The organism is Vagococcus jeotgali (assembly GCF_035918315.1).
Lineage (GTDB): Bacteria > Bacillota > Bacilli > Lactobacillales > Vagococcaceae > Vagococcus > Vagococcus jeotgali.
Genome location: NZ_CP142146.1, coordinates 1,491,997 through 1,509,386, shown reverse-complemented (window position 1 = coordinate 1,509,386; position 17,390 = coordinate 1,491,997). Strand labels below are relative to the sequence as shown.

At 33.8% G+C, this 17,390-nt stretch carries 13 protein-coding genes; 11 read left to right on the top strand and 2 right to left on the bottom strand.

Going from position 1 to position 17,390, the window contains the following annotated elements; translation table 11 throughout:
• Positions 1-195: 195 nt before the first annotated feature.
• The 5 genes from VSF34_RS07510 to VSF34_RS07490 all read left to right on the top strand — a co-directional run bounded on the left by VSF34_RS07510 (position 196) and on the right by VSF34_RS07490 (position 6,750).
• Complete coding sequence (locus tag VSF34_RS07510) at positions 196-1,365, top strand: IS256 family transposase (RefSeq protein WP_326716335.1); 1,170 nt, start codon at positions 196-198, stop codon at positions 1,363-1,365.
• 66 nt (positions 1,366-1,431) lie between these two features.
• Positions 1,432-2,037, top strand: a complete 606-nt coding sequence (locus tag VSF34_RS07505; protein ID WP_326716717.1) for a hypothetical protein — start codon at positions 1,432-1,434, stop codon at positions 2,035-2,037.
• Positions 2,038-2,259: 222 nt separating this feature from the next.
• Positions 2,260-3,693 (top strand): 6-phospho-beta-glucosidase, encoded by a 1,434-nt coding sequence (locus VSF34_RS07500; RefSeq protein WP_326716716.1) that lies wholly within the window; start codon positions 2,260-2,262, stop codon positions 3,691-3,693.
• A 233-nt stretch (positions 3,694-3,926) separates the two neighbouring features.
• Complete coding sequence (gene licT / locus VSF34_RS07495; RefSeq protein WP_326716715.1) at positions 3,927-4,766, top strand: BglG family transcription antiterminator LicT; 840 nt, start codon at positions 3,927-3,929, stop codon at positions 4,764-4,766.
• Positions 4,767-4,833: 67 nt separating this feature from the next.
• Positions 4,834-6,750, top strand: a complete 1,917-nt coding sequence (locus tag VSF34_RS07490; RefSeq protein ID WP_326716714.1) for a beta-glucoside-specific PTS transporter subunit IIABC — start codon at positions 4,834-4,836, stop codon at positions 6,748-6,750.
• A gap of 213 nt (positions 6,751-6,963) precedes the next feature.
• Here VSF34_RS07490 and VSF34_RS07485 read toward each other — a convergent pair whose 3' ends face one another.
• Positions 6,964-8,358, bottom strand: coding sequence for a 6-phospho-beta-glucosidase (locus tag VSF34_RS07485; RefSeq protein WP_326716713.1), 1,395 nt, complete (start codon positions 8,356-8,358; stop codon positions 6,964-6,966).
• A 98-nt stretch (positions 8,359-8,456) separates the two neighbouring features.
• Here VSF34_RS07485 and VSF34_RS07480 point away from each other — a divergent pair, with 98 nt between their 5' ends.
• From VSF34_RS07480 to hisS, 4 genes are all read left to right on the top strand, one after another.
• Positions 8,457-9,467, top strand: coding sequence for a LacI family DNA-binding transcriptional regulator (locus VSF34_RS07480; protein WP_326716712.1), 1,011 nt, complete (start codon positions 8,457-8,459; stop codon positions 9,465-9,467).
• On the top strand, positions 9,448-9,924 hold the full coding sequence (locus VSF34_RS07475) for an ASCH domain-containing protein (protein WP_326716711.1): 477 nt from the start codon (positions 9,448-9,450) through the stop codon (positions 9,922-9,924). The genes VSF34_RS07480 and VSF34_RS07475 overlap by 20 nt, the downstream gene beginning before the upstream one ends.
• 76 nt (positions 9,925-10,000) lie before the next feature.
• Positions 10,001-11,677, top strand: coding sequence for a formate--tetrahydrofolate ligase (locus VSF34_RS07470; protein WP_326718049.1), 1,677 nt, complete (start codon positions 10,001-10,003; stop codon positions 11,675-11,677).
• A gap of 66 nt (positions 11,678-11,743) precedes the next feature.
• Positions 11,744-13,042: a histidine--tRNA ligase gene (gene hisS, locus VSF34_RS07465; protein ID WP_326716710.1), complete on the top strand. Its 1,299-nt coding sequence runs from the start codon at positions 11,744-11,746 to the stop codon at positions 13,040-13,042.
• A gap of 132 nt (positions 13,043-13,174) precedes the next feature.
• On the opposite strand, the gene VSF34_RS07460 is transcribed toward hisS, so the two are convergent.
• Entirely contained in the window at positions 13,175-14,452 is a 1,278-nt protein-coding gene (locus tag VSF34_RS07460) for an ISL3 family transposase (RefSeq protein WP_326716709.1), read from the bottom strand.
• 215 nt (positions 14,453-14,667) lie between these two features.
• Here VSF34_RS07460 and VSF34_RS07455 point away from each other — a divergent pair, with 215 nt between their 5' ends.
• Positions 14,668-16,080 carry a gluconokinase gene (locus VSF34_RS07455; RefSeq protein ID WP_326716708.1) on the top strand — a complete coding sequence of 471 codons (1,413 nt, stop codon included), beginning with the start codon at positions 14,668-14,670 and terminating at the stop codon, positions 16,078-16,080.
• A 13-nt stretch (positions 16,081-16,093) separates the two neighbouring features.
• Positions 16,094-17,389 (top strand): adenylosuccinate lyase, encoded by a 1,296-nt coding sequence (gene purB / locus VSF34_RS07450; protein ID WP_326716707.1) that lies wholly within the window; start codon positions 16,094-16,096, stop codon positions 17,387-17,389.
• The last annotated feature ends 1 nt before the right edge of the window (position 17,390 follow it).

The window sequence follows — 17,390 nt, the reverse complement described above, 5'->3', positions numbered from 1 at the left end:
TTAATAGAAGACATACTATTCAGACAACTGGAAGTATCTATATGAGTCTTTGTTTGATATTAAGTACATTCTTGTTTTTAGGAGTAAGGATAGGGTAAAATATTTTGTGTAAATAGAAATTTAGGGTAGAAAAAGAGAAAGTCCATTCTGTAAAATTAAAGTTACGACACAGAAATTTTATAGGAGGACTTTCTCATGACTCATTTTACTACAGAAATAATGGAAACACTAATTAATAAAGGTGATTTAGATGATTTATTTCGTCGTCATTTAGAACTCGCTATCAACTCATTATTACAGGCTGAATTAACAGCGTTTCTTGACTACGAAAAGTATGATAGAGCTGGATTTAATTCAGGTAATTCCCGCAATGGGAATTACTCACGTTCATTTAAAACAGAATATGGAGAATTAAATTTGGTGATTCCTAGAGATAGAAATGGAGAATTTTCCCAACAAACATTACCAGCCTATAAAAGAACCAATGATTCCTTAGAAACTACTATTATTCAGCTATTTAAAAAAGGGATCACTATGTCTGAAATCTCTGATCTAATTGAAAAAATGTATGGTCATTATTACACACCACAAACTATTTCAAACATGAGTAAAATCGTATCTGAAGATGTTTTGGCTTTTAAAGAAAGAACTTTAGAAGCTAAATACTCAGTCATTTTTATGGATGCTACTCATATTCCTTTAAAGAGACAAACCGTATCAAAAGAAGCCGTTTATATTGTGATAGGCATTCGATTGGATGGAACCAAAGAGGTTCTAGGATTTACTATTGCTCCAACCGAATCTGCTTATGTTTGGAAAGAGATACTTCAAGATTTAAAAGATCGTGGTTTAGAAGAGGTTTTATTAGTTGTAACTGATGGTTTAAGTGGTATTCACGATAGTATCCATAGTGTCTATCCAAATGCTCAATTTCAACAATGTTGTGTCCATATCTCTAGAAATATTGCTCATAAGGTTCGTGTTAGTGATCGACAAGAAGTCTGTAATGATTTCAAATTGGTTTATCAAGCAGCTTCAAAAGAAGAAGCTATGAATCAAATAAGTTTTATGATAGATAAATGGAAAAAGCAGTATCCACGAGTAGTTAAATTACTCTTGAATCCTGCTATATTAACTTTCTATAACTTCCCACCATCAATCAGAAGAACTATCTACTCAACTAACTTGATTGAGGGATTTAATAAACAGTTAAAAAAATATACAAAGAGAAAAGAACAATTTCCTAATGAAGAATCTCTGGAGAGATTCCTTGTTTCTCAGTTCAATGAATATAACCAAAAATTTTTAGGCAGAGTACATAAAGGATTTAAGGAAATACAAGATACATTAGAATCAATGTTTTAACTTAAAAAAATGGAATGGATTTTCCATTTACACATAATTCTTGACGCAACCGGAGTAAGTTGGGCAATGCAAGTTGATGGGTTTAATCAATCTATTAAAAGTGTTGAAGAAATTCAATCAAAGATTAAGGATAAAGGTAAACAAGTACGATATGCTAAAGGTAAAAAGACGCCACTTACAAGAGGTAAGGTATCAGAGGTGACCTCTTTTGATCCTGAGAAAATCATACTTGAAGTTGAGATGAGTCAACCAGAACCAATCTATTTAAAAAATTATGTTGGAAGTGAATACACATCAGGTGCTTGGTCTGAACAAGGAATGGAAGAGTTGTATGAAAATTATGGTATGACGTACTCTAAGGGGCTAAATGATATGGTGACAAATGATAACATGCTCCTAAGTAAGGGGCTGACTGGTGATAGGCAAATGAGCTTTGATATGATAAGTCAGGCAATAACAACATATTATGGTGAGGATTATGGTCAGTTTTATCAAGGCGTTGTTTGGAATTTAGAGATGTCATTATATACAGAAACACCTTTGAGTGCTAAGAAGCTAGAAATGACTAGACATTGTCATGAACTCACTAGTCATTATGTATTTAATAAACAAAAATGGCGACAAAAAAGACAAATGAAAAAGACATTATTAACGATGTTTTATCAAGAATGATGATTAGTTAATTTGATAAACTACCACTCAGAAAGCGTTGACAATAAATCTTTTTATTGTTATATTAAATACAGTTGAAGGTACAGGATAGTGACATTTAGTTGGCTAAACCTAATTTTTTTAGAGTTTTTTTGCTCTGGAAAAATTAGGTTTTTTTTATGAAATCATGGTAGTTGAGTGTATCCAATCAAACTAATTAAGTAAAAACAGGGGGATATTATAATGGGATTTAGAGAAGACTTTTTATGGGGCGGCGCAACTGCTGCAAACCAATGTGAAGGTGGATATAATAAAGGTGGAAGAGGATTAGCTAATGTTGATTTGGCTCCAACAGGTAAAGATCGTTTTCCTGTAATTACAGGTGAGATGAAAATGTTTGATTTTGATGATGAGCATTTTTATCCAGCCAAGGAAGCCATTGATATGTACACTCATTTTAAAGAAGATATTGCTTTATTTGCAGAAATGGGTTTTAAAACATACCGATTATCTATAGCTTGGAGCCGTATTTTCCCTAAAGGTGATGAGAAGGAACCAAATGAAGAGGGCTTGAAATTTTACGAAGATATTTTTAAAGAATGCCAAAAATATGGGATAGAACCATTGGTAACTATCACTCATTTTGACTGTCCAATGCATTTAGTCGAAAAATATGGAGCTTGGAGAAGTCGTGAAATGATTGGCTTTTATGAAAATTTATGCCGTGTTATTTTTAATCGTTATAAAGGATTAGTTAAATATTGGTTAACATTTAATGAAATCAATATGATTTTACATGCACCATTTATGGGAGCTGGTCTTTATTTTGAAGAAGGTGAAAATAAGGAACAGGTGAAGTATCAAGCAGCTCATCATGAATTAGTGGCTAGTGCTATTGCAACTAAGATTGCTCATGAAGTGGATCCAGAAAATCAAGTAGGCTGTATGTTAGCAGCAGGTACTAACTATCCTTATACTTGTAACCCTGAAGATGTTTGGGCAGCTAAAAAATCTGACCGTGAAAATTATTTCTTTATTGATGTACAGTCACGTGGTGAATACCCAGCTTATGCACTACTTAAGATGGAGCGAGAAGGTATTGTGATTGATATGACTGAAGAAGATCTAGCTTTATTAAAAGAGTATACAGTTGATTTTATTTCATTCTCATATTATTCTTCACGTGTTCAAACAACTGATCCAGAACTTTTAGAGCAAACAGCAGGTAATATTTTTGCTTCAGTGAAAAATCCTTACCTACCAGCAAGTGAGTGGGGTTGGCAAATTGACCCATTAGGACTTAGAATCACAATGAATGATTTATATGATCGTTATCAAAAGCCTCTATTTATTGTAGAAAATGGCTTAGGTGCTGTAGATACACCTGATGAGAATGGTTATGTAGCAGATGATTACCGTATTGAGTATCTAGCAGCTCATATTGAAGCGATGCGTGATGCTGTTGAGTTAGACGGGGTTGACTTAATGGGTTATACGTCTTGGGGATGTATCGATTTAGTAAGTGCAGGTACTGGTGAGATGAAAAAACGTTACGGATTTATTTATGTCGACCGTGATAACGAAGGTAATGGTACACTAAAACGTTCTAAGAAAAAATCATTTGATTGGTACAAAAAAGTGATTGCTACAAATGGTCAAGATTTAGAAAACAACTAATTTCTTTGGAATATAGGGAGGTGACTAAGATTATCCCTCTATTTTTAAGTTATAATATTTAACATGATATAATAATTAGAAAGCGTTGACATCGTCTTTTTTTATTGTTATATTTGGTGTAATTAAACGCATAGGATGGTAACATTAAGTTGGCTAAACCTGGTTTTATTAAGGCACGAGAGTGTACCTTGATAAAATCGGGTTTTTTATTTGTTAAAAAAGGGGGGGATAAAATGGAAATAGTGAAGATTTTAAATAATAATGTAATTGTTACTTTAAATAATCAAGGAGTGGAGCAAATTGTTACTGGACGAGGTATTGCGTTTAAGAAAAAAATTGGGGAAACAATTGATAATGATAGAGTAACACAAGTTTTCAAACTAACAACGGATAATCCACATACAAAAGTATTGGATTTAGTAGAACAAATACCCATTGAGATTATTGAAGTAGTTGATCAAATTATCAAGATGGCAGAGTTAGAATTAAATAAAGAATTAAATGATTCAGTTTACTTTTTTTTGATGGATCATTTAAACTCAGCGATTGAACGAGAGAAAAAAGGAATATTTATTAAGAATATCTTACAGTGGGACATTAAACGTTTTTTCACTAAAGAGTATGAAATTGGAAAAAAAGGGTTAGACATGGTTAATAAGGAGTTAAATATTCAGTTATCAGAAGAAGAAGCAGGGTTTATTGCTCTACATATCGTAAATTCAGAAATGGCAGATGACAGCAAAGATATGACAGAGTTGACAGAACTTATGTCAAGTATTACAAGTATTATCACCTATCACTTCAAACAAGAAATAGATGTCAACACTATTTTTTATGATCGTTTTATCACACATTTAAAGTATTTTTGCTACCGAGTTTTGAACCAAGAAACATACATTGAAAAACCAGATGAGGAATTATTTAATTTATTACAAAGAAAATATCATAATGAGAATGTGTGTGTTGATAAAATAAGTGAGTTTCTATATGTGAGTTATGAATACCAGTTAACTGATCAAGAGAGGTTTTATTTAACAATACATATCGCAAAATTAGTTAAAAATAATACTTAAAAATAATTAGTGGATGGTAACATTAAGTTGGCCAAACCTTCATAAAAAAGAGATGGAGGATTTTATAATGGGTAAATATTATGAATTAGCAGAAAAAATAGTAAAAGAAGTGGGCGGTAAGGAAAATATCAATGGGTTAACTCATTGTATTACGAGATTACGATTTAAGTTAAAAGATGAGTCAAAAGCAAATGATGACGTACTAAAGAATATGGACGGAGTCGTAACTGTCATGAAAAGTGGTGGTCAATACCAAGTTGTTATTGGTAACCATGTACCTGATGTTTATGCGGATGTTGTAGAAATTGCTGGGTTATCTGAGCATACTGTTATTGAAGAAGACGAGAAGATGTCTTTATTTAATAGACTAATTGATATCATTAGTGGGGTTTTCCAACCATTCCTTGGAGCTATGGCAGCTGCAGGTATGATTAAGGGTTTAAATGCGTTACTTGTCTTTTTAGGAACCGTTATTCTAACTATGAATTACACCATGGACAGTGGTACTTATATGATGTTAAATGCTATTGGGGATTCGGTATTTTACTTTATGCCAATCATAATTGGTTACACATCTTCTAAGAAGTTTAATGTTCAGCCAATGGTTGGGATGTTAATTGGTGCCAGTTTAGTTTATCCAACTATTCAAACATCCTCGATTATAGCTAGTTTAGAAGCCGCAGGAAATGCAGGTAATCCTATAAATGTTTTTGGTGCAGAAGCATACACGACTTTCCTAGGTATACCTTGGGTAACAGGAAGTTATGTTAGCACAGTGATACCTGTTATCTTTATTGTGGCTTTTGCTGGGAAAGTTCAAAAATATGCTAAAAAGTTTGTTCCAGAAGTGGTTCAAAATTTTTTCGTTCCCTTCTTTGTATTACTTATTTCTTTACCAGTTGGGTTTTTAGTTATCGGACCAATTATTAATATTTTAACAAATCTATTAAGTGATGGATTCCTTGCAGTAATGGGATTCTCCCCTATATTATACGGTCTGTTACTTGGTACTTTATGGCAAGTGTTAGTTATTTTTGGACTTCACTGGAGTGTTATTCCACTAGCGATTATGCAAATGGCGATGAATAAAGAAAGTCAAATTTTAGCCCCTACATTTGGAGCAAGTTTTGCTCAAACGGCAGTGGTTGTTGCGATGTATTTTAAATTAAATGATCCAAAACTAAAAAGTTTAGTTATTCCAGCTGCTATTTCAGGCTTTTTTGGAGTGACTGAACCAGCTATTTATGGTTTAACTCTACCTAAGAAAAAACCGTTTTACTTTTCATTAGTTGGAGCAGGTGTTGGTGGGTTACTTATGATGTTATTTAACGTAAAGGGTTATATTATGGGTGGTTTAGGTATTTTTGGAATTATGAATTTCATTTCTCCAGATGGTAATGCTAGCGGTATGTTGTACTCGCTGATTGTTATTGTTGTATCCTCAGCTATTGGTTTCCTTTTAACTTATTTCTTCTGGACAGATGACTCAATTGTTATTGATAGTAAACCTGGAGAGGAAAAAGAAGTATTAAAAGAAACTTTAACTTCGCCTGTTGAAGGTCATGTACTACCTTTAAGTAAAGCAGAAGATAAAGCTTTTGCAGAAGGAGTTATGGGTGAAGGTGTTGTGATTGAACCTACAAAAGGTGAAGTTGTGGCACCGTTTAATGGTACTGTTATGACTTTATTCCCAACAAAACATGCCATAGGTTTGATTTCAGATGATGGTTTAGAGCTACTAATTCATATTGGTCTTGATACAGTTCAATTAGATGGCAAAGGTTTCAAGTCTTTTGTTAAGCAAGGAGATAAAGTAACAAAAGGTGAAAAATTAGTAACGTTTGATATTGATTTGATAAAAGATGCTGGTTACAGTGTTCAAACGCCTATCATTGTGACAAATAAACAAGACTATTTAGATATCATTGTTCAAGATGATATTGAGGCAAATACATCAACGACATTATTAACTGTTTTGAATTAGAAGAATGATAATTGTTGAAGTTATCTAATAGGTACCAAAATGATATTCAAATTATTGCATTGAATGGGTCAGAGAATTATAAGACATATACCGATTTAGACTGACAGATAATTACATAGATTTAAAAAATAAAGATGAAATAAAGCGACCTCCAAAAATCATTTTTTTGGAGGTCGCTATTTTTAATGTTGCCATACTTTATTTATTTCATGACTAATTAGATGTCATCAATTCAGTCACATAAGCCACTGTATCTGGTTGTGTTTCTTCAATTAGAGTAATTGATTCTTCAAATTGTGGTAAGTAATCTTTATGAGCAATTAATAACTCATCAAGCAATATTTTTGACATAACCCCGCCAGGAATTAAAGGATTGATTGTAAAGGCATGAAGAGCTGCGCCGTAATCACCTGTTACTGCTGCTTTAATAACAGTTTCTTCCATACCTTTCATACTTTGTAAGATACCACGAGCACCAGGTGGGAAAGCTCCCCAGTTGTAGGGTTCTTGACCATGGGCTGTGACAGGTCCAGATACTTCAACCACACAGTCATATGGTAAATCAGTAATAACCCCATTATTTTGAGTGGATACTACCATATCAGTTCGTTTGTCATTGTGGATTGAAGCGATTAATTCACATGCAGCATCACTATAATGTGTCCCACCACGTTGTTCTAATTCTTTTGGTTTATAGTCTAAGTTTGGATCTTTATAGAGTTCAAATAATGTTGTTTCTGTTTCCTTAACAACTTGAGCACGAGTTTCTCCTCGTTCAAACTCCTCAATAGAATGTTTTAGCATCTCATCTTCAATATAATAATAACGGTGATAGCCACAAGGTAGCATACCTAAGTCTTTTAATTGTTCATAATGAAATGGTGCATCCCAAATATTTTTTAGATGACTGGTTTGTTCTGTTTTAGGTCCATAAATAAGATCAATTAATTCTTGTGTTCGCTCATTACCTTCTTTATCCCAGACTCTATGCCAGTGGAAGTGATTAATCCCAGCAAATTTAAAGAATAAGTCATCTTCAGGAATATTTAAAGCCTCAGCTGCTTGTTTTCTATGGCCAATGGGTACATTACATAAACCAACAGTCTTTTTCCATCCCCCATATTTAATCGCAGCTTCTGTGACCATACCAGCTGGGTTAGTAAAGTTAACTAACCAGGCATCAGGGCATAATTCTTTCATATCTTCAATAATTGAAAGGATTACTGGAATGGTTCTAAATGCTTTGAAAATACCGCCAGCACCATTTGTTTCTTGACCTAACACGCCATGAGATAAAGGAATTCGCTCATCTTTAATCCGAGCCTCAAGTAGTCCAACACGAAATTGTGTTGAGACATAATCAGCATCTTTTAAGGCAGCACGTCTATCCAAAGTTAAGTGAACTTCCCAGTCAAGTCCAGCAGCTTTGACCATACGTTTTGCCATTTCCCCGACAATATTTAATTTTTCTTGTCCTTCTTCAATATCCACTAACCAAATCTCTTTAATAGGTAATTCATCTTTACGTTTGATATAACCTTCAATTAATTCTGGTGTATAGCTAGAACCACCGCCAATAGTTACAATCTTTAGTGCATCTCTACTCATGAATATTTCCTCCTTTAATATATATAAATCATTCTAATGTATGGGAATGTTCCCACGTCAAGGATAAACTTATGGTAAAATAAATTAGAGGTGATAATATGGCAACTATTATTGATGTAGCAAAGTTAGCAGGTGTATCAAAGTCAACAGTATCAAGGGTTATCACTAAAAATGGTTATGTTAGTAAAGAGACGGAAACAAAAGTCATTAAAGCCATGCATGAGTTAGAATATTATCCTAATATATTAGCTAGACAATTTCAGGCCGGAAAAACGAGAACAATTGGTTTTGTTTCTCAAGTCTATATTGACTCTATGCAGATTTTTTTAAGAGAGTTTGTTGAAGTTGCCAAAAAATATGGCTATTTTATTAATTTATATTTTACAGATGGTGATAGAGAAAAAGAGATTGAGATTTTAGAGATGATGAAGTTTAAACAAATTGATGGAGTGTTCATTTTTACTAGAACAAATGACTGGTCTGTGATTGAAGATTTCGCTCAATATGGCCCACTAGCTACTTGGCATAGAAGAGACTCAAAAAAAATTTATTCTCCGTACTTTGACCATTATGATGGTTATTATGAGTCCTTGAATTATTTATATAATAAAGGGTATCAAAAAATTGGACATGTGGTTGGACATGGTGCTAATTTAAACACCCAAGCTAGGCTACAGGCGATTAATGATTTTTATTTGGAGAAGAAGGTTGATATTAATCAAGACTGGATTATAACAAAACTCCCTTTATATGAAGGTGGTCAGTATTTAGCACAAGAGTGGATCGATAAAAAAGAAGAGATTGATGCTCTAATCTTTTACTCTGATTATATTGCTGCTCAATTTTTATCTGCTATTCAATTAATGGGATATGATTCACCAAGGGATATTGCGATGATGGGGTTTGATAATACAGATATAGGTCGTTTGATGCATATTTCGACTATTGACTATTCTATTAAACATCAGGCATATAATTCTTTTATTTATATATACAATCAATTAACTAAAAAAGATATTCCTTTTAAAGAGTTAAAAATGACATTGATTGAGCGAGAAACCACCCGTAGTAAGGTAAAGGAGGAAAAGTATGGATGTGATGATTTATAAAAAGAAAATAAAACAAAAATTTTCTATCCCCAGTAGTCAAAAAATAAGTATTTACTCTTTAGGAGACACTGATGAATTGGCAATGTCCCTAGGAAAACTTGTGATAGATGGCACAAAAAAAGCTAGTACAAGTGGTTATAGACTTTATGAATCAGGACCAATTCCTAAAAAAGGAGATATTAGTATCATCATAGATAATCACCATCACCCACTGTGTACCATTAGGAATACAGCAGTAAAAACAGTTAAATTTAATGATATGACAGAAGATGAGGTGAGAAAAGAGGGCGAGAGCGACTTGAGTTTAGCATCTTGGAAGGAAGATCATCGGCAATTTTTAACGCCTTATTATCAAAAATATCTAGGTATTGATTTTACAGAAGACGAGATGGTTGTTCATGAAGAATTTGAAGTCATTGATGTTTATGAAAAGAGTAAAAAAACAAATAAATCATAAAAAAATGAGTCAACTTATGATAGAATCAAATATAGCTAATCAAAAAGTAAACGAAGATATGAAGGGATGTTTTTTAATGACACATCTAACAGATATTGGTATTGCGAATTCAATCGAGATGGCACCTATTAAAGAAGTTGTAGCCTCATTTGGTTTAACACAAGAGGATATAACTCTGTATGGAAATTATAAAGCAAAATTAGATGCATCCCAAATTGAAGAATTAAGTGAAGAAAAAGATGGAAAATTAATTCTTGTGACAGCAATTAACCCAACACCAGCTGGTGAAGGAAAAACAACGACATCAGTTGGTTTAGCTGATGGTTTATCTAGCTTAGGCGAGAAAACAATGTTAGCTCTACGTGAGCCATCTCTTGGACCAGTTTTTGGAATGAAGGGTGGCGCAGCTGGTGGGGGTTATGCTCAAGTTGTGCCGATGGAAGACATTAATTTGCATTTTACAGGAGATTTTCATGCTATTAGTGCAGCTAATAATTTACTTGCAGCTATGTTAGATAATCATATTCATCATGGTAATGATCTAAACATTGACACGCGTCAAATTACTTGGAAACGTGTGGTTGATATGAATGATCGTCAACTACGTTATATTGTTGACGGTTTAAATGGGAAAACAAACGGAGTGCCAAGAGAAGACGGGTTTGATATAACAGTAGCTTCAGAAATCATGGCTATTCTTTGTTTAGCAGATAATATGAGTGATTTAAAAGAAAGATTAAAAGCTATTGTTGTGGCTTATAATTATGATGATAAGGCAGTGACCGCTGGGGATTTAAAAGCAGAAGGTGCCATGTCTGTGCTACTTAAAGATGCGATTCATCCAAACTTAGTTCAAACGCTTGAAAAAACACCAGCTCTAGTTCACGGTGGGCCATTTGCAAATATTGCCCACGGTTGTAATAGTGTGATTGCAACAAAACTTGCTTTAAAATATGCTGATTATGTAGTCACAGAAGCAGGGTTTGGGGCAGATTTAGGTGCTGAGAAATTTATTGATATAAAATGTCGCTTAGGAGGCGTTAAACCTGACGTTGTCGTACTTGTTGCAACAGTCCGTGCGCTTAAGATGCATGGCGGGGTAGCTAAAAATGAACTAGAAATTGAAAATGGCGAAGCTGTTGAGAAGGGTCTAACTAATTTAGTGAAACACATAGAAACGATTCGTGAAGTTTACGGTTTACCAGTTGTTGTAGCAATTAATAAATTCCCACTTGATACAAAAAAAGAGTTACAAGTTATTCATGAGGCTTGTGAGAAGTTAGATATTCCAGTTGAGTTATCTGATGTTTGGGCTAAAGGTGGCAAGGGTGGTGAGGATTTAGCTAGAAAAGTTATCGAATTAGCTAAGACTCCATCAGAGTTATCTTTTACTTATGAATTGACAGACACTATTGAAGAAAAATTGACGAAAATTGTTCAAAAAATTTATGGTGGAGCAGGAATTGAGTTAACTGCTAAGGCAAGAAAAGATATCAAACAATTAGAAGAATTAGGGTTTGGAGATTTACCAATTTGTATGGCTAAAACTCAATACTCATTATCTGACAATCCAGCTTTAATGGGGGCTCCAAAAGATTTTATTGTCACTATTAGAGAATTAAAAGTATCAGCAGGAGCAGGATTTATTGTCGCTCTTACAGGTAATATCATGACAATGCCAGGGTTACCAAAAACACCAGCAGCAGAAAATATTGATATTGATAATGAAGGAAATATTACAGGTCTTTTTTAAAAAGACTTGAGAAATAATAAGTGAAGACATATGATAAGTAGAGTTAATAAAGAGAGGTAGACAAGCATGAAATATCAAAAACCAAAGGGCACCAATGACATCTTGCCAAAAGAAACCAAAAAATGGCAATTTGTGGAAACAACAGCTAGAAATATTTTAGAAAAATATGATTTCCATGAAATAAGAACGCCAATGTTTGAGCATATTGAAGTGATTACTAGAGCAGTGGGGGAGTCTACAGATATTGTGACTAAAGAGATGTATGATTTTACAGATAAAGGAAATCGTCATATCACACTTAGACCAGAAGGCACAGCACCACTTGTTCGTTCTTATGTGGAAAACAAATTATTTGGTCCAGAACATCAAAATCCATTTAAAGGCTACTATTTCGGACCAATGTTTCGTTATGAACGTCAGCAAGCAGGAAGATATCGTCAATTCCATCAATTAGGTGTTGAGGTTATCGGGAGTCAAAATCCAGCTACAGATGCTGAAGGAATTCTTTTAGCACTTGATTTCTTTAAGTCTCTTGGGGTAACTCATACAAAACTAGTTATTAACTCACTTGGGACAAGAGAAAATAGAAAAGCATACCGCCAAGCTTTAATTGATTATTTGGAGCCGCTAAAACAAGAGTTAAGTGATGATTCAAAACGTCGTTTAGAGTCTAACCCTTTACGTGTTTTAGATAGTAAAGATAAAAAAGATAAGGTTATTGTTGAAAATGCGCCATCTATTTTAGATTACCTAGATGAAGAATCTGGAGCTTTCTTTGAGGAAGTTAAATCGCTACTAGATGCTCTAGGTGTGGCGTATGAGATTGATCACCGTATGGTACGTGGATTAGATTACTACAATCATACAGTCTTTGAAATTATGAGTGATGCTCCTGGATTTAAAGGTGCTATTACAACCATTTGTGCTGGTGGTCGTTACGATGGTTTAGTAGCTGAGTTTGGTGGACCTGATACGCATAATGCTGGTTTTGGTTTTGCTCTAGGTATGGAGCGTATTTTAATTACTATGGATGCAGAAGGTATTGAGATACCAAGTAAACCAGAAGTTGATGTGTACGTGATAGGTATCGGAGAAGAAACCAATGTACAAAGCCTAAAACTAACTCAACTAGCTCGTGATAACAACTTATCAGCTGAGCGTGATTTCTTGAATAGAAAACTAAAAGCTCAGTTTAAATCAGCTGATAAACTAGGTGCTAAAGTAGCGTTAATTATTGGTGGAACTGAACTTGAAAACCAAGTTGTTCGTGTTAAGAATATGACAACAGGTACTGAAGAAGAAGTTAGTTTATCAGATATCTATCAAGATTTTGCCACTATTTATGAAACTATTTTAAGCAAATAAGTTAAAGCTATTAGGTATCTGTAAATGGGATATCTAATAGTTTTTTTAGGCTCTTCGTCAAATCGTGTTGATATTTAAAAATTGATAAAATAAGGGCATTAGAAGAAGGGGGATTTTTCCTCCTTCTTCTTTTTAATTAAATTGAAATGATTGACCTTGAATAAGGAAAATCCGTCGCTTAAAAGTTAAGAAATTTCGGTAACCATAGGCTGTTCGTTTGATAGCTTTGATTCGGTTGTTAATTCCTTCTAAAAAACCATTTGAATAAGAATAATTTAAAGCATTGGTAACACCTTGCCTGAAGGTTTGGAATGTTTTGAATTTGGCTTTAAATTCCTTAGGAAGCTCATTAGAGATAGAATGAGTTAATTCTAAAAATAAGTCTGAATCCTTTGTTTCATAAGCATATTTTAACTCTTGTATATAATCATATGCGATTTTTATAGTTGAGTTATAGGAAAGAAGTTCTTCAATGACACCAACTTGTGTCATACTTTTATTGAAAAGAGGATAATTACTATATGTAGTGGCACTTAATTGACTAGAGTCTTTTAAAAATAGTTTCCAATATTTTTTTATTCTCCGGTATTGTTTTGCTTCTTCATTATCATAACGTTTTAATTGATTCATTTCTTTTATTCTTAGTTGATTAAAAGAACGATTGATATGCTGAATGATATGGAATCTATCTGTCACAATCTCTGCATGTGGAAATACAGTTTTAAGAAGGCCACCGTAGTTGGCATTCATATCCATGACGAGAAACTTCACTTTTAACCGCTCTTTTCTGGAGTATTTCAGGAAGTACTTAATAAGAGAGAAGAGACGTCTATCTGGTAAAATATCAATAATCTTTTTACTTTCAGCATCAGCACAAATAAAGCTCATACCAGATTGACATGACTTAGTTGATTTAAATTCATCGACACATAGTACTTTTGGTAGATGTTGAAAGTTGGTTAGACAGTGGTTGGTAAAGTCGTATAAAACACGTTGTACCGTGTTATCAGAAACATGATGGAATCTAGCGATCTCTTTTCTTGAACGATCTTCTTTCAAATCTAAGGCGATTTGATACTTTAATGTTTTCGATATATGACAATAGTCATCGACTAACGCAGTATCAGCACTGAATGTTGTATGACATTCTTTACATAGATATCGTTCTCTTTTAAGTTCTAAATAAGTTGTGACCCTATTAAACTCTGGTAGTTGTGTTTTAGTAGTATAAGTACCATTTTTAACACACGTATTCTGATGACAAGAGGGGCATATTCTGTCTGGAGACGTTAGTCTTCCCCTTATTATATTTGAGCGTCTACCTCTAATAGTAGCCTCAGTTAACCAATCTTTTTCAAAAATAATAGATTTGTCTGTTAAATTAAGTAATTTTCTAGTATGATTATCCATGGGAACATCCTCCTAATAATTTGGTTTTTGTCGACTTTATTTTATCATGTTTGGATGTTCCTTTTTGTATTTAAAAACAAAAAATCGTATTAATGGAAACTATCCATCAACACGATTTATTATAGACCCTTTTTTTATGAGAAAATAACGAAGGGGCTAGAAAAGTCATCAAAGGGTGGTAAAATATAGTTATAAATATAAAAGGTGGTCGTGTGATGTATCCATTAGCAATTGATGTGGGAACCACAAACATAAAGTTACATGTGTTTGAAAAAGAGAATTTACTTGATAAGTTAAGTATACCGATTGATACGTACCGAGAAGACGATGGTAGGGTTTATCAAAGTCCTGAGCGTATTTGGAATAAGATAAAACGAGGCATCAGGTCTTTAACACAAAAAGGTTATCAAATTGATTCTGTGGTACTTAGTACTGCTATGCATAGTATCATGCCGGTTTTTGATAATAATAGTGAAGATGAACTATATATTTGGCAAGATAGACAAGGACAAGAATTTATCGAGAGTTTCAAACGCGATGAAGATTATTTAAGTGTGTATAAAAAAACTGGGACGCCGATTCATGAAATGTCACCTTTTGCTAAAATCGGGTCTTTTCAAAGAAAACCTTGGTTTCAGGATGTTAGAAAATGGGTGAGTTTAAAGGATTATCTAATGAATGAATTCACAGGAGAATGGGTACTAGATTATTCTATCGCCTCAGCAACTGGTTTGTTTAATATTCATGACAAGCAGTGGGATGAAGAGATACTTGAGATGATAGATGTTAAGCGTCATCAGTTGTCAAGATTAGTTGATACTGATTATTACGCACCGCTTTTAGATCATGTAGCTGAAGAATTATTTTTAAAAGAAGGCATTCCAGTTTTTATTGGGGCAAGTGATGGTTGTTTAGCTAGTTATGCTAGTTACGTGGCAAATGGGACGCTAAATACACTCACTATAGGTACCAGTGCAGCTGTTAGAAAACTATCAAAAGAGATTGAACTAGATGATTTAGGCCAAACTTTTTGTTATTATTTAAATGAAAACTATTGGGTGATTGGTGCAGCCAGTAATAATGGTGGACAAATTATGACTTGGGCAGATAAGACGTTTTATGACGGGCATTCGATATTTAAGCATTTAAATCAATTACTTGATCAAACTAATATTGGAAGTGACGGGTTATTATTTTTCCCTTATTTATCTGGAGAAAGAACACCTTCCATTCAACAAGATATTAACGGTTCATTTACTGGACTTACAATGTGTCACACTAAAAATCACTTTATTAGAAGCGTTGTCGAGGGTATTTTTTATAATTTACGCTATATTAGTGAGTTAGTAGCATTAGATTCCAGAGAAATAACTATTAGTGGTGGTTTTTTTCAAAATGATATCTTAACTATGATGGCATCTGATATTTTTGGTCGCAATGTGATTCAATCAGTCTACGGAGAGCCAACGTTTGGTGGTGTGAGCCTTGTGACACCTCTTAAAACGTATTTATTATCTGATTATAAACGTACTTTTTATAGTGAAGAGAGTCATCAGTTATACAATAAAACATATGACAAATATGTGGAAGAATTAGAAAAAAATTATTTAGAATTATCTAAGGATTAAAGGGGATAAAACAATGATAGAACGTTATACAAGAGAAGATATGGGCCGTATTTGGTCAGATGAAAATAAATACAAAGCTTGGCTTGAAGTTGAGATTTTAGCTGCAGAGGCTTGGAGTGAATTGGGAGATATTCCTAAAGAAGATACTATTAAAATTAGAGAAAATGCTAGTTTTGATGTGGCGCGCATTTTAGAAATCGAAGAAGAAACACGTCATGATGTCGTGGCTTTTACAAGAGCTGTTTCTGAGAGCTTAGGAGAAGAGAAAAAATGGGTTCACTACGGTTTAACAAGTACAGATGTTGTTGATACAGCTTATGGATACCTCTTAAAACAAGCCAATGACATTTTAAGAGCTGATATTGAAGTTTTCTTAGAAGTGATTCGTGAAAAAGCTTTAGAATACAAAGATACTGTGATGATGGGAAGAACTCACGGGGTACATGCGGAGCCTACAACATTTGGTTTAAAACTTGCTTTATGGTATTCAGAGATGAGCCGTAATAAAGAGCGATTTGAACATGCAGCTAAAGGTGTTGAAGCTGGTAAAATCAGCGGTGCAGTTGGAACGTTTGCCAATACACCACCTGCAGTAGAAGCCTATGTATGTGAGCATTTAGGATTACGTGCCCAAGATATCTCAACGCAAGTCTTACCTCGTGATCTACATGCTGAGTATGTAGCAACGATTGCTTTAATTGCCACAAGTATTGAGAAATTTGCTACAGAAATTAGAGGCTTACAAAAATCAGAAACACGTGAAGTTGAAGAATACTTTGCAAAAGGACAAAAAGGTTCATCAGCTATGCCGCACAAACGTAACCCAATTGGTTCAGAAAATGTAACAGGTCTGGCTAGAGTACTACGAGGTCATGTTGTGACAGCTTATGAAGATGTTTCTTTATGGCACGAGCGTGATATTTCACACTCTTCAGCTGAGCGTATTATTATTCCTGATTCAACGATTTTACTTGATTACATGTTGACTCGCTTTAGTAAATTAGTTAAAGAATTAACAGTCTTCCCTGAAAATATGAAACGTAATATGGACTCAACATACGGCTTAATTTATAGCCAACGTGTTTTACTTAAATTGATTGATAAAGGCATGTCTAGAGAAGAGGCTTATGATTTAGTTCAACCCAAAACAGCAACTGCTTGGGATGATCAAGTTCAGTTTAGACCACTTTTAGAAGCAGATGAGAAAATCATGTCTGTTTTAACAAAAGAAGATATTGATGATGCGTTTGATTATAATTACCATTTAAAACATGTGGATGATATTTTTGAACGTGTGGGAATTAAATAAG

Excerpts from the sequence above, each read along its gene's own strand:
- VSF34_RS07510 (WP_326716335.1), top strand. The coding sequence starts at position 196 with ATGACTCATTTTACTACAGAAATAATGGAAACACTAATTAATAAAGGT.
- VSF34_RS07505 (WP_326716717.1), top strand. The coding sequence starts at position 1,432 with ATGCAAGTTGATGGGTTTAATCAATCTATTAAAAGTGTTGAAGAAATT.
- VSF34_RS07500 (WP_326716716.1), top strand. The coding sequence starts at position 2,260 with ATGGGATTTAGAGAAGACTTTTTATGGGGCGGCGCAACTGCTGCAAAC.
- licT (WP_326716715.1), top strand. The coding sequence starts at position 3,927 with ATGGAAATAGTGAAGATTTTAAATAATAATGTAATTGTTACTTTAAAT.
- VSF34_RS07490 (WP_326716714.1), top strand. The coding sequence starts at position 4,834 with ATGGGTAAATATTATGAATTAGCAGAAAAAATAGTAAAAGAAGTGGGC.
- VSF34_RS07485 (WP_326716713.1), bottom strand. The coding sequence starts at position 8,358 with ATGAGTAGAGATGCACTAAAGATTGTAACTATTGGCGGTGGTTCTAGC.
- VSF34_RS07480 (WP_326716712.1), top strand. The coding sequence starts at position 8,457 with ATGGCAACTATTATTGATGTAGCAAAGTTAGCAGGTGTATCAAAGTCA.
- VSF34_RS07475 (WP_326716711.1), top strand. The coding sequence starts at position 9,448 with ATGGATGTGATGATTTATAAAAAGAAAATAAAACAAAAATTTTCTATC.
- VSF34_RS07470 (WP_326718049.1), top strand. The coding sequence starts at position 10,001 with ATGACACATCTAACAGATATTGGTATTGCGAATTCAATCGAGATGGCA.
- hisS (WP_326716710.1), top strand. The coding sequence starts at position 11,744 with ATGAAATATCAAAAACCAAAGGGCACCAATGACATCTTGCCAAAAGAA.
- VSF34_RS07460 (WP_326716709.1), bottom strand. The coding sequence starts at position 14,452 with ATGGATAATCATACTAGAAAATTACTTAATTTAACAGACAAATCTATT.
- VSF34_RS07455 (WP_326716708.1), top strand. The coding sequence starts at position 14,668 with ATGTATCCATTAGCAATTGATGTGGGAACCACAAACATAAAGTTACAT.
- purB (WP_326716707.1), top strand. The coding sequence starts at position 16,094 with ATGATAGAACGTTATACAAGAGAAGATATGGGCCGTATTTGGTCAGAT.